Origin of the sequence: Streptomyces sp. NPDC001933, from assembly GCF_042890955.1 — a bacterium.
Taxonomy (GTDB): Bacteria; Actinomycetota; Actinomycetes; order Streptomycetales; family Streptomycetaceae; genus Streptomyces.
The window spans coordinates 1-11714 of record NZ_JBIASS010000065.1; the positions used below are offsets into that span (position 1 = coordinate 1).

Sequence of the window (11714 nt, forward strand, 5' to 3'; positions counted from 1 at the left end):
GTGGCGCGGCCGAGGCGGTCGCCGAGGTAGCGGCGGGCGTTGCGGATGCCCTGGATCTGAGAGTCCTTGCTGAAGGGGTTGGCGATCTGCAGGTCACGGGCCGCGATCTGCCGCCGGATGTGGTCGGCGTCGAGGAGCGGTCGGTCGGTGAGTTTGTTCATCCGGTCGATGAGTTCGTCGAGGGTGTCCGCGACGACGAAGTCGGCGCCGTGTTCCATGAACGCGGCGACGGGGCCGGGGGCGCCTTTGCCGAGCAGGCGGGTGCGCATGAACGCGGCCCGGTCCTTGGCGGTGATGTCAGGGTTCTGTTCGGAGCCGGAGAGGGCGAACTCTTTCTCGATGATCTTCTGGGTGAGGATGAACCAGGAGTGGTCGTGCGTGGCGATGTCGGGGGTCGTGCGCAGGTGGCGCAGGGTGCTCAGGGTGTCGTAGCCGGGGAGGCACGGGTCGGGCAGGCGGCGGCCGAGGGCGTCGAACCACAGGGGGGAGGGGCCGGGCAGGATGCGGATGCCGTGGCCGGGCCAGAGGGGGTCCCAGTTCTCGAGGCCCTCGGTGTAGTGCCACATGCGGTCGCGGTTGACCAGCCGGGCGCCGGCGCGGGCGCTGATGTCGAGCATCCGTCCGTCCACGTAGGCGGGCACGCCGGTCACCATCTGCGTCGGTGGGGTACCGAGGCGTTCGGGCCAGTGCTGCCGTACGAGGTCGTGGTTGGCACCGATGCCACCGGTGGCGAGGATGACGGCCTGGGCGGTGAGTTCGAACGGGCCCGTCGTCTCCCGGCTGGTGGCGACCCCGCGCGGGGCGGGATCGTCGGCCAGACGCTGCCCGCGTACCCCCGACGCGGCGCCTTTTTCGACGATGAGTTCGTCGACACGGTGGCGGTGGTGGAAGGTGAGCAGGCCAGCCGCGGCGGCCTGCTGGGCGGAGCTGGCGAAGGGTTCGACGATGCCGGTGCCGGTGCCCCAGGCGACGTGGAAGCGGGGGACGGAGTTGCCGTGGCTGTCGGCCCGCAGGCCGCCGCGCTCGGCCCAGCCGACGGTGGGAAGGAAGCGGATGCCGTGGCCGGTGAGCCAGGACCGTTTCTCTCCAGCGGCGAACTCGACGTAGGCGCGCGCCCAGCGGACCGCCCAGGCGTCCTCGTCGTCGAGATGGTCGAAGCCTGCGCTGCCCTGCCAGTCGCTCCACGCGAGATCGAAACAGTCCTTGATGCGCAGGCGCCGCTGTTCGGGCGAGTCGACGAGAAACAGCCCGCCGAAGGACCAGTACGCTTGCCCGCCGAGGTTGTTCGGGCCCTCCTGGTCGACGAGGGCGACCCTCCGGCCTCGGCTGGTCAGTTCGTGGGCGGCCACCAGGCCGGCGAGCCCGGCCCCGACGACGATGACGTCGGCGTCCATGCTTTCTGTTCTCCGTTTCTGTGGTCCGCGATGTGCTTCTGTGGTCCGGTCCGCGTCAGTGCGGCTCGGACTGGGCCGGCGCGGGCACGGGCAGTTCGACGCCGGGCAGCCGGGGGTCGGTGGCTGTGGGGATGATGTCGGTGGTCTCGACCAGCCAGGTGAACAGGGCCTGGTGCATCCGCTGTTCGACTTGCCGGTGGGCGGGGAGGCCAGCGAGGTTGTGACGCTCGCCGGGGTCATTGGCGCGGTGGTAGAGCTCGGGAGACTCGTACAGCCTCCAGACGTACGTCCACTCCTGGTCGCGGACGGCGTACGCCTTTCCGACCAGTGTCGGCTCGTCCGACGCGAGCTGGGTGCGCAGGTCGTAGGGGAACTTGCCGCGTTCGAGCTGGTGCTGCTCGGCCGTGGTGAAGCCGCCTTCGGTGAAGGCGTAGGTGCGGTGCTCCGCGTCGGGGTCCTTCATCACGGGCAGCAGGCTGCGTCCGAAGTGGCGGTGCGGCGCGGAGACGCCGACCAGTTCCAGGACGGTGGGCAGGATGTCGACGAGCTCCACCATGGCGGACGACTCCTGGCCCGCCGGCAGGCCCCCGCCGGAGATGATCAGCGGATTGCGCGTGATGCAGGGATGGAAGGAGGTGGGCCACTTCTCGACGAGACCGTGGTCGCCGAGGTACTCGCCGTGGTCCGTGAAGAACAGGGTGACGGTGTCCGCGTCGTCGACGTGCGCCATGACACGGCCGAGGTGGTCGTCCATGCGGGAGACCATGCCGTAGTAGGTGGCGACGACCTCCCGCCACAGTTCCGGGGTGACCCGGTCGAGGCCGTAGCGCTTCCTGATCGCCTCCATGTAGGCGGGTTCCCCGGCCGTCGTCTCCGCCGGCTCGAGCGGCGCGGGGAGCGTCTCCCTGTCGTACATCGAGAACCAGGGCTCGGCCACCTCGAACGGCGGATGGGGAGCGAGGATCGGGACGAAGAGAACCCACGGGGTGTCGGGCGGACTGCTGAGCCACTGCTCGGCCGTGCGGATCGTCGCCTCGTCCAGGTCGGTCCTGCCGTCGTCCGGTACCTGGCCGCGGTAGAAGATCCTGGCCCACACGTCGCCGCCCGGCCACTCCTCCGGTGTGTTGCCCGCGTGCGGGTGGACGGTGGGGAGTTCGGCGAATCCGTGCTCGTCCACGCTGAGTTCGGTGACGCCCGGGGCGAACAGGTCTCCGCGCATACCCGCCCAGGTGACGTGGTACCCGGCCTCCTTGAGGATCCGCAGCAGGTTGGGCTCCCACGGCTTGACCAGGTGGGTCTGCGTGCGGTGGCCCGTGGTGTGGGGGTAGAGCCCGGTCATGATCGACGCCCGGCTCGGGGCGCAGATCGGGTTCTGGGCGTAGGCGTTGGTGAAGCGGGTGCCCCGGGCCGCGAGCGCGTCGATGTTCGGGGTGCGGACGTGCTGGTTGCCGAAGGCCCCGATGGCGTCGGCGCGCAGCTGGTCGGGGACGAAGACGACGAAGTTGGGGCGTTCACGCATGGGAGGCTCGGCCTTTCTCGGGGAGCGGTGTGGTGGCGTCGGTCGTGGCGGGTGTTTCGAGCCACCAGGTCCAGCTGTGGCGGCCCGGTCCGACGCGGTACCGGGGCAGGGCGTCGGGTCCGACCGAGGCCGTGCCGAGCCCGCGGTGCGCCACGTCGAAGTGGACGAAGGTCTGCGGCCTGGGGTCGAGTTCCCAGACGTGGCGGACGGCGGTGAGGTCGTCGACCGTGTGGTGGGAGGCGTTGAACTGGCAGGGCCGGTCGAAGCCGAGTACCAACGCGGTGCCGTCGGTGCCTGCGAGCCGGGCGCTCACGGTGCCGGCGCGGCCGCCGTTCTCCTGGGGGCGCAGGTATGGCACGGCGAGGTCACCGACCGTGGAGGTCCAGGTGCCGGTGAGGGCGGAAGCGCGCCGGTCGGGGTAGGTCTCGTGAGGGCCGTCGCCGGTCCACCGCACGGTTTCGAATCCGGGCCGGGTGGCGAGGACGATGCCGAGGCGGGGCAGGTCGGTCACCTCGGCCGGTACCAGGACGTGCTCGTCGAAGCGGAGCCGTCCTGGTGTCTCCTGCGTGATGACCTGCAAGTGTTCGATCTCATGGCCGTGGGCGGTCGTGTAGCGGGCACGGATGGTGGCTTCTTTGCCCGGGTGGGCGATGTCGACGGAGACCAGGTGGCGGGTGACCCGCGCGAGCCCGGTGGCGTCGAGGCGGGGGCGGACGAGGCGGCCGTTGTCGTTGTCGGTGAGCGCGCGCCAGAAGCTGAGGCACGGGGCTTCGGCGAGCAGGGGGTGGACGAGCAGGCCGTAGGCGTCGAGCCGTACGGCGCCTTCGTCGTCGCGTACGGGGTGAGGGGGCGTTGAAGCGGGGGAGTAGCGGGGCTCTTCGAGCAGCACCTGCAGGACGGCGATTTCGGTGCCGGCGGGCGCCCACGTCGTGGAGCGGGCGGTGGTGACGCGAAGGTGCAGGGCGAGAACAGGACCGTCCTGCCCCTCCTCCAGAGCGGCGGTGACGCTGTCCGGCAGTGGGATGCGGACGATGCCCTGCGGCGGGACGGCGGGTACGTCGAGCAGGACTTCGGGGCCCTCGGCGTCGACCGTGACGACGCTGGCGGTGAAGCGCAGGCCGTCGAAGGACGCGAAGTGGCCCTCGTTGGCGAGTTCGAGGTGGCCGGCGCGCGCGTCGGCAGCCGTCGAGGTGATGCGTACGGGTGCGAAGGTGTGCCGCACCTCGTACATCGCGGGGTGAGGGGTGCTATCGGGGAAGAGTAGGCCGTCAGCGCAGAAGTTCCCGTCGTTGGGCTCGTCCCCGAAGTCGCCGCCGTAGCGATACCGTCCGTCGCCTTCGGGGTCGAGGCCGTGGTCCCACAGCTCCCATATGAAGCCGCCCTGCAGGCCGGGGGTGGAGCGGATGGCGTCCCAGTAGTCGGCGAAGGAGCCGTTGGAGTTTCCCATGGCGTGCTGGTACTCGCACATGATCAAGGGCCGGTCGGCACGCGGGTGCCGGGCGTAGCCCTGGATGGCCTCGATGGTCGGGTACATCGGGCAGACGATGTCGGTCTGGTGGTGGCCGGTGTGCCAGTCGCTGCGGACGGCCCCTTCGTAGTGGAGGGGACGGCTGGGGTCGTAGGAGCGCACCCAGGCGGCCGCGGCGTCGTGGTTGGTGCCGCTGCCGCTCTCGTTGCCGAGGGACCAGGCGACGATGCTGGGGTGGTTCTTGTCGCGCAGCACCATCCGGGAGACGCGGTCGATGAAGGCGGACAGATAGCGGGGGTCGTCGCACAGGGTGGTGGCGAAGTCGTGGGCCTCGATGTTCGCCTCGTCGAAGACGTAGAAACCGTACTCGTCGGCGAGGTCGAGGAGTTCGGGCTGGTTGGGGTAGTGGGCGGTGCGGATGGCGTTGATGTTGAACCGCTTGAGGAGGGCGAGTTCGTCGGCGATCTGCCCGCGGGTGAGGGTGCGTCCGGTCCGCGGGTGGAAGTCGTGCCGGTTGACGCCCTGGATCCACACACGCCGCCCGTTGACGAGGAGGTCCTGACCGCGCACCTCGACCCGCCGGAAACCGACGCGCAGCCGGGTCGAGTCGATGACCCGGTCGTCGCTGCCAAGCAGGTCGACCGTGACGTCGTGCAGGGCGGGAACCTCTGCGCTCCACGCCGCGACCTGCGGCACGGCGAAGGTGATGGAGACGCGCGCGGCCGGCGGGGGGAACATGGCGGTGTGGATGTGTCGCGGCACGTCGACGAGGGGCTCGGGGACCGGAAGTCCGGCCGCGGCGGCGCAGAACAGACCGAAGAGGTCGACGTCGGCGAGTTCGGGTGGCAGCGTCCTGGGCATCTCGCCCTGCTGCCGTACGGGAACCGCCTGCTCGGCCTGCTGACCGGCGGCCCGCACCCGTATCCGCAGCGGCTCGTCGGGCAGACCGGCTCCCGGGCCGGCGGTGTCCACGCGGACCGTGAGGGTGCCGTCGCCGGTGGCGGGGTCGTAGTCGGCGATCGAGTGGACATCGGCGAGGTAGGTGGTCGGCGTGCTGTAGAGGTACACGTCGCGGGTGATGCCGCCGTGCCACCACTGGTCCTGGTCCTCGATGAAGCTGGCGTCGGAGTACTTGACGACTGTGAGGAGCAGCTCGTTGTTCTCCGGGCGCACGGCGCCGGTGACGTCGAACTCGGCGGCGAGGTGGCTGTCCTTGCTCATGCCGACGTCCTTGCCGTTGACCCGGACGAGGAGGACGCTCTCGGCCGCCCCGACGTGGAGGACGATCCGGCGGCCCTCCCAGGCGGCGGGGAGGTCGAAGCGGCGGCGGTGCAGACCGGTGGGGTTGCGGGCCGGCGGGTGCGGCGGATGCGTGGAGAACGGCATTCGTACGTTGGTGTAGTGCGGTAGGTCACCGGTGTCCTGCATGGTCCAGGCGCCCGGAATGTTCAGCGGCCGCCAGGTATCGGCCGGCGTGACGTCTGGTGCGGGCAGCAACTGGAAGTCCCAGGTTCCGCCGAGGTCGAGCCGGTCGTGGTGGGTCAGGGCGTGGAGGGGCTCCCGGCCGCGGGAGACCAGTTCAGGGGTGTTCCAGGGGTGCATGGGGTTCTCTCAGGACTTCAGCGGACGGACTTGATGGGAAGGACGCACAGGACTCCGAGGAGCGAGAGCGTGAACGCCATCGCGAAAAGGGGCCGGTAGCCGAGGTCGACGACGACCAGTCCGGCCAGTGCCGGGGCGAGGACTTGGGGCACGTGGCTGGCGAGGCTGGCTATGCCGAGGTCCTTGGCCGCGTCCTCCTGCGAGGGGAGAACCTCGGAGATGAGTGCGGTGTCGACGGTCTGGTAGCAGCCGAAGCCGAAGCCGGCGAGCGCCGCGTAGATCAGGACACCGTCCAAGGAGGGCATCAGGAACGGCATCCCGAGACCTAGTCCGATGACCGCCGTCGAGACGGCGACGAACGGCTTGCGCCGGTTCATCCGGTCCGACAGACGGCCACAGACGAGGACCGCCACCAGACCGGCCGAGAGACTGACGAGACCCACGGTCGGGATGGCCGCGAGGGCCTCGTCCCGGCCCAGTCCCGCGTAGTCCTGGAGGATGTACAGCTGGTAGGCGGACACCGTGTGGTAGCCGAGCATCAGCAGCATGCGGCTGACGACCGCCCATGCGAAGTCGGGATGCCGGCGTGGATTCACCCAGACCACGTGTACCAGGGCGGCGAGCGACAGACGAGACCGCACCTGCACTGGTGCGGCCGGGTCGGGGCACGCGATCACAAACACCACCGCCGTGAGGACGAGCACGCCGGCAACGCATCCGTACGCCAGCAGCATCCCGTGCGGTACCAGGGTCGACGCGAGGATCTGCCCGCCCAGGATTCCGGCCATGCTGCCGAAACCGAGCACCGCCGACACCGAGCCGCGCACCGAGACCGGAACGCGATCGGGAAGCACCGCGACGAGGACGCCGTTGCCGCCGGTCACGGCGGCCTGCACGACGCACCAGGAGACGATCACGGTCATCACCGTGTGCGACAGTGCTGTCGCGATCAGGCCGACTGCCCCCAGGAACGCACCGGCCAGAACGTAGGGCGCGCGTCGGCCGAACCGGCTCCGTGAGCGGTCCGAGAACAGGCCCCACACCGGCTGCGCGAGGACCGAGACCACCGCGCCCACCGTGATCACGAGCGCGAGGTTGGCCTCCTTGCGGGCCGGGTCGATCTCCTCCAGGTGCCGTGCGAGCAACACTGCGGGAGCCGCTCCCCACACCAGGAACGAGCCGAACTGAGCGAAGCCGAGTGACGTCGCGAGCCTGCGGTCGACGCGGGTGCGTGTCTCAGGATCGGGAGCTTTCACGGCCGAGGACGTCTGTGTCATGCCATGCCTCTCGGTCATTGGCGGGAAGTGCTCCACGCCTGCCGGTGTCTGCACCACCTACGATTGACCACTTGGTAACAAACGTCAACCATCTGGTTACAAACATCCGGCTGTTAGCCTCGGACGCGGCGCGTCACCAGCAGCCGAGAAGGGAGAGCCACCGTGCCCCACGTCAGCGGCACACCGTCCCGCAGGGGCGTCGCGCGGCGCGAGCAGATCCTGGACGCGGCCGAGGAGACCTTCGCCACCAGCGGTTATGCCGCCACGACGCTGCGTGCCCTGGCCAAGAACATCGGCATGACCCACGCGGGGATCCTGCGGCACTATGACTCGAAGGAAGACCTACTTCGCGCCCTACTGGGTCGCTGGCAAGAACGCACGGAAGCGGCAGGGCAGGCCGGCCCCAGCGGCGAACGCCTCATCCGCCTCCATCTCACCCTGATGGGAGAAGCCGCAGCACCCGACCACCCCGCCCACTCCTTCGTCGCGGACGGCCTGCACACCCGCCGCGAGCGACGGAACGCCGTCGGCTCGGCGCAGGAGGGCTCGGCACTTGAGTACGTAGCCGCCCAGGACGGCCTCCGGGTCCTCGGCGCCTACCTGCCCGAGCAGATCTCCCCAGCCGAGGTGACGCACACTCACCTCGACAGCCGGCGTGTCACGTCAGATTCTCGCGTCTGCGCCGACTGGATCTCCAAAATCTCCGCCGACCGGCCGCACGTGCCCCCCGTCCGCCGCCCGGCACCGGACGGCCGCACACAGGAAATCCTCGACGCCGCGTCAACAGCCTTCGCCCAGCACGGATACCGAGCTGCCAGTCTGCGCTCCATCGCCACGAGCATCGGACTGAACCACAGCACCCTGCTGTACTACTTCGACTCCAAGGAGACCCTCCTCGAAGCGATTCTCAACCGCCGCGACCGCGACGCTGACACGGCCTATCTGACTCCCGTCACCGCCTATGACAAGGTCGCCAACGTCTACCGCAGAGCCGCGTACAACGAGACGGTCCCCGACCGAGTACGGCTCTACTCCGCCCTGCTGTGCGAGGCCATCGACCCCGGGCACCCCGCACATCCCCACTTCGCGCACCGCTACGCCCGCGTCCTCGACGCGCTCACCGACGAACTCCACTCACTGCAGGCCCAGGGACTGGTCCGACCTGACCTGAATCCGCGGGCCGAAGCAGCCTGGTTCATCGCTCTGTGGGACGGACTGCAGCTCCACACCCCGTATGAAGGCGAGCTCCACATCCCCGAGCGGCTCTTGCATGCGCTCGACGAGCTCTTCGCCGACAGCGTCTCCCACGAACGCCGCGCACAGCTGCTGACCCCCGCCGCCTAAGCAAGGTCCAGGAGGGTCCGGAGCGACAGTCACCGCGCCACCCGGCTTGACCGATCCAGTCCAGGTTCACGTCGTGATCACCACGGCGCGAGCCGTGAAGCCCGTGCGCAACCCACATACGACGAGTCGGCCCGGTATTGGCTGCGCAGAGCCTGTGCGCGGGGGAGCGGCCCCGACGCACTGTCACGAGCCCGGCTGCGGAGCCCGGTACGACTTCCCACCCACGCGGGTGACACCTGCCGGGCAGCAACGATTCTTCGCTGATCAGGGGCCGGAGCATGATCGGCATGACTCGTCATCTGCGCCGAACCGCGCTCCTCACAGCCGTTTCGGCTCTTGCCGGGCTCGCGCTGACCGCCGCCCCCACCACCGCCACCGCGGCAGGCCCCCACACCCCCGCCCGTCAGGCCCTCCCCGATCAGGCACCGTCCCTGCGCGAGCTCCCCGAACCGCCCGACGCGGACAAGGCCCGCGAACTGCTCACGGACCTGGTGGTGGCCGACGAGGACGACGTCCCCGGCTACTCCAGGTCGAAATTCCCGCACTGGATCACCCAGCACGGCACCTGTGACACCCGCGAAGTCACGCTCCAAAGAGACGGCCAGGACGTCGTCCAGGACGACCAGTGCCGATCCGTGTCCGGCACCTGGTACTCCGAGTACGACGGCCTCACCATCGACTCCGCCTCCCGCATCGACATCGACCACGTCGTCCCCCTCAAGGAAGCCTGGCGGTCGGGGGCATCGGAATGGTCGACGCCCGAGCGGCGCGCCTTCGCCAACGATTTGGTCGACTCGCAGCTGATCGCGGTGTCGGCCGGCAGCAACCGGGGGAAGGGCGACAAGGACCCGGGGAACTGGAAGCCGTCGCTGCAGTCGTACTGGTGCACCTATAGCCGTGCCTGGATCAGCGTGAAGGCCACCTACCAGCTCACCGCCAACCCCGCCGAGGCTGCTGCCCTGTCCGAGATGCTCGACACCTGCGACGCCTGACCCCACCCGGCGGCACCGACCGGAAACCCTGTCCGGTGAACTGCCGGAGTACCGGACGAATCCGTCCGTGTCCTGACTCGCCGCGGGGGAGGAGCAGGACCCCTCCGCCCAGGCACTCTTCCTCCGCGGCGACCCCACCATCCCGACTCCGCAACCCCACGACAGCGAAAAGGGGTTGAACCAGGAAGGCCCCACATTGTGATCCGTACTCGCTCGGCATCGGACCGCCGCGGCATCGCCCGCGCTACCCTCACGGCGTTCGTCGTCGCTGCCTCGCTCCTCGGCCCGGCCGTCCAGGCCGAGGCGACCAGCACCTGCGCACCGCACACCACCGGCGTGTGCAGGGCCGGCAGCGCACACCCGGCGGGCGCGACCGCCGAATGCAAGGACGGGACCACCAGCTACGCGGCGAGGTTCCGCGGCACCTGCAGCCACCATGGCGGCGTCCGCTACTGGTACAAATAGGCCGTATTCGGCGGGATGGGCCTCCCGCCTGTGCCACTGGCCCGCACGCGGAGGGGTCCTGCCCATATGGGCAGGACCCCTCCGCGTGCCTGCGTGCAGGTAGTCGCGATCCTGGGTGAGGCGGAGCCGGCAGCGCGGCCATCGCCACAGGAGAGAGTTCCTGCGACGGTAGCGGGAGATACGGGAGTTCTCTGTGGCCGAGTTGGTGGCGCGCGAAGAAGTTCGGGTGCCCGTGGAGTTCCATGCGTTCGCCCTTCAGGAAGAGAACGACATGGAGGTCCCCGCTCCCTTCCCCGAGGAGCGGGCAGAGGTCCAGGGGCAGATTTACAGAGGGCTGCCCCGGTACGTCTGAGCTGCGATTCCTCCGCTGGTTGGTGCTCTTGGGGCACACCTGGGGGAAGGAGTGGCCCGAGAGGTCGCACGCTCGGCTGGCCAAGAGCCAGAGATACCGTCGCCCGTCCCATGCCGGCGGAGAACAATGCCGGGCATGGGGACAGACATTCACGGCTTCATCGAGTGCCGCTGGGATCGCTGGTTGGACGAGGACGATCGTGCGTGGAACCAGGTCATCGACCTATCGCACCTCTACAACGGGCGCGACTACGTTGCTTTCGGGTCCCTGTTCGGTGTCCGCCACACCGCCTCGTTCCGCCCACTGGCCGATCACCGAGGCCTCCCGCATGACGTGTCGAAAGAGGGCCTCGCTGACTTCGAGCCCTGGAGTGATGAGCTGCACGGCGAGTCCTGGATCTCCTGGGCGGAGCTGGCAGCCGCCGACTGGGACGAAGTCGCAAACGAGGTCGATGGCTGTGTACACGAGTACCGCCGAAGCTCCGACGGCAGCTGGAAAATGCAAGGACGTAACTCCAGCCTCACCCGCTTTGCCGAACTCTCCGGCCTCACTGATGCCCGGCAGCTCCACCGCGCGGGCAGCGTCTATCCCGAGAACACCGAGTGGCCGGACGGCGACCGGCTCTTCCGCGTCGGCCGCCTACAGCGAAAGGACGCCGTGCCCGACAGCGAATGGGGTGCCGTCTGGTCGGTCATGCGCACGCTGGCAAACCTGCACGGCGATGAGGAAGTCCGCCTGGTCGTCTGGTTCGACGGCTGACGCCACCAAGCCTGAGCGGCAGGGCCGATTTTTGAAACCGGCCTTCCTCCTGCTCACGAGACACCGTCTGCAGGCCAGGCCGCGCTGCCGCATTTCGTAGTTGGTCGGAAGAGGCCGGCCAGCGCGCAGAATCTCACCCACGGGCGCCTGCGCCGTGCCCTGGTGCCCTGAGACGAAGACCAAGACCCGAGAACTGTGCGCGCGGCACTACCGCCAGTGGTACCGCACCGGCCGCACCGGACCCGCCGAGCAGACCTACGGACATCGCCCGGTCTGCCAGACACCCGGCTGCGGCCAGCCGCACCGGGCCCGCAGCTACCGCGTGAACTCGGCCAGCTCCACGTCGTCCCGCCAGGTGGGGGCAGGGGTGGTGAGGCGGCGGAGCATGCCGGCGGTGGAGGCCCAGTAGACGCGGGAGGCCGCGTTGTCGGGCCGGTGGTCGTAGTCGCGGGCGAGGCGCCGGTGCAGCATGAGGGTGCCGTTGACCTGCTCGACGACCCACCGCTTCGGTTGTGGGACGAAGCCCTTGCCTTCGTCGTCCG

8 protein-coding genes and 1 pseudogene are annotated in these 11714 nt (G+C 69.4%); 4 read left to right on the forward strand and 5 right to left on the reverse strand.

Features of this window, described 5'->3' with window-relative positions; genetic code table 11:
• From ACFYY7_RS44110 to ACFYY7_RS44125, 4 genes are all read right to left on the reverse strand, one after another.
• A partial coding sequence (locus ACFYY7_RS44110; RefSeq protein WP_388671712.1) for an FAD-binding dehydrogenase occupies nt 1–1394 on the reverse strand: 1394 nt, incomplete at its 3' end.
• 55 nt (nt 1395–1449) lie between these two features.
• Nucleotides 1450–2913 (reverse strand): sulfatase-like hydrolase/transferase, encoded by a 1464-nt coding sequence (locus tag ACFYY7_RS44115; protein WP_388671715.1) that lies wholly within the window; start codon nt 2911–2913, stop codon nt 1450–1452.
• Nucleotides 2906–5983: a glycoside hydrolase family 2 TIM barrel-domain containing protein gene (locus tag ACFYY7_RS44120; RefSeq protein ID WP_388671718.1), complete on the reverse strand. Its 3078-nt coding sequence runs from the start codon at nt 5981–5983 to the stop codon at nt 2906–2908. The genes ACFYY7_RS44115 and ACFYY7_RS44120 overlap by 8 nt, the downstream gene beginning before the upstream one ends.
• 17 nt (nt 5984–6000) lie before the next feature.
• Nucleotides 6001–7260, reverse strand: a complete 1260-nt coding sequence (locus tag ACFYY7_RS44125) for an MFS transporter (RefSeq protein ID WP_388671721.1) — start codon at nt 7258–7260, stop codon at nt 6001–6003.
• 162 nt (nt 7261–7422) lie between these two features.
• Between ACFYY7_RS44125 and ACFYY7_RS44130 the strand changes: the two genes are divergently transcribed.
• The 4 genes from ACFYY7_RS44130 to ACFYY7_RS44145 all read left to right on the forward strand — a co-directional run bounded on the left by ACFYY7_RS44130 (nt 7423) and on the right by ACFYY7_RS44145 (nt 11172).
• The gene (locus ACFYY7_RS44130; protein WP_388671724.1) at nt 7423–8604 is read left to right on the forward strand and encodes a TetR/AcrR family transcriptional regulator; all 1182 of its coding nucleotides are present in this window, start codon (nt 7423–7425) and stop codon (nt 8602–8604) included.
• A gap of 287 nt (nt 8605–8891) precedes the next feature.
• A complete protein-coding gene (locus ACFYY7_RS44135; RefSeq protein WP_388671727.1) occupies nt 8892–9596 on the forward strand; it encodes a DUF1524 domain-containing protein in 705 nt (234 codons plus the stop codon).
• A 198-nt stretch (nt 9597–9794) separates the two neighbouring features.
• A complete protein-coding gene (locus ACFYY7_RS44140; protein ID WP_388671730.1) occupies nt 9795–10061 on the forward strand; it encodes a DUF3761 domain-containing protein in 267 nt (88 codons plus the stop codon).
• A gap of 487 nt (nt 10062–10548) precedes the next feature.
• Entirely contained in the window at nt 10549–11172 is a 624-nt protein-coding gene (locus tag ACFYY7_RS44145) for a hypothetical protein (RefSeq protein WP_388671733.1), read from the forward strand.
• A gap of 315 nt (nt 11173–11487) precedes the next feature.
• On the opposite strand, the pseudogene ACFYY7_RS44150 reads toward ACFYY7_RS44145, so the two are convergent.
• A pseudogene (locus tag ACFYY7_RS44150) lies at nt 11488–11714 on the reverse strand (IS5/IS1182 family transposase); the annotation flags it as partial.